Raw genomic sequence first — 1190 nt, forward strand, 5'->3', positions numbered from 1 at the left:
CGCACTTCAGGTGAATAGGTATTGCCGTTCCGTTTCGTCATGATGGCTCCTTACTCTCAAGAGGGGGAGCCTCCGGCAATCCCGGCGCGGTTCAGCTTATTTGCGTTGAGATGAAGTGCCTGCACGTCATCTCAAATCGAAAAAATTTGCGGTAATCCGATTCAAGGATCGAGAGGGAGGATTCAGAATTCCGGAGTTTCGATTCCATACTCGAGATTTGCGATTCAAGGCTGGAGGAGTGCGTTACGGCACGAACGGCGTTTGTCGTTTGCATGGCAGGAGCTGATCCTGATCACGTGACCAAAGAAGGAGGGTACCATGGCACGAGATCAGGCAACGCGATTGGAGACGCAACGTGTACGGCAGCGGGCATATCGGGCTCGACTCAAGGCGGAACGCCGTCCGAGCAACGAGGATCTCGCGCGGGCGCTTCTTGACGTCACGCTGACCCAGCACCTTAAGTTGGGACGCTATGAAGACCTGTTCCGCATCATGGATCTCGTTGCAAAGCGTTTGCAGGACGTAGGCTTCTCCAGGAAGGCCACACGGGCCGTCTGGTTCGACCTACAGGATCGCTATGACAGGGGCTGGTCGCTCCTGCGTCAGCGGGTCTCGCTTGCCGAGTTGCACACGCTGCGACGCGAGGATGGGGACGACTGATCAGCTGCTCTGGCTCGGGTTGTCGGCGTTCAAGCGGATTTATTGACGTCCGGAATATAACGGCGTTTTCGTTTTTTGGGCCTGTTCTCCCCATTACTCCAGAAAACGCCGTTTGCGTAGAAAGCGATTCAGAAGCGGATCGAGATGGAATAGCGGGTAGCCGAGTCGGGACCGGACGCCTCGAGGTCTCGCGCCATGCAGGCTGGCAAGAGATGGTAGGAGCAGGGCAGTTGTAGGTGCATCGAGGACGGACAACTACAACTCGCGCTCCGTGCACGGATAGGTGCAGCTTAGCATTTGCCATCTTGTGACGCCATCCCATCTCCTCCTGCGCGTCCACTGAGCGTCGAGGTATGCCGAGGAGATTCCCGAGCCGTATCGGATGGCTGCCAGCGGAGCCGTTGGCGAAAGGGAGGTATCGCCGACGGCGACACGGACGAATGTTCGTTTTGAGCCGGAGTTGACGTCGCGGCCCCGAGCCCTGTATCGATCGCAAACTGGCCTGACCCCATAGGGTGGTCCGGTTTCAA

General features: G+C 57.6%; 1 protein-coding gene. It reads left to right on the forward strand.

All coding sequences use genetic code 11. The features are described 5' to 3' along the window. Positions 1-318: 318 nt before the first annotated feature. Positions 319-660, forward strand: coding sequence for a hypothetical protein (locus L630_RS0120765; protein ID WP_024850075.1), 342 nt, complete (start codon positions 319-321; stop codon positions 658-660). Positions 661-1190 lie beyond the last annotated feature (530 nt).

This window comes from Aminobacter sp. J41, assembly GCF_000526635.1.
Taxonomy (GTDB): Bacteria; Pseudomonadota; Alphaproteobacteria; order Rhizobiales; family Rhizobiaceae; genus Aerobium.

Coding starts and splice junctions, on each gene's coding strand:
- L630_RS0120765 (WP_024850075.1), top strand. CDS start 319: ATGGCACGAGATCAGGCAACGCGATTGGAGACGCAACGTGTACGGCAG.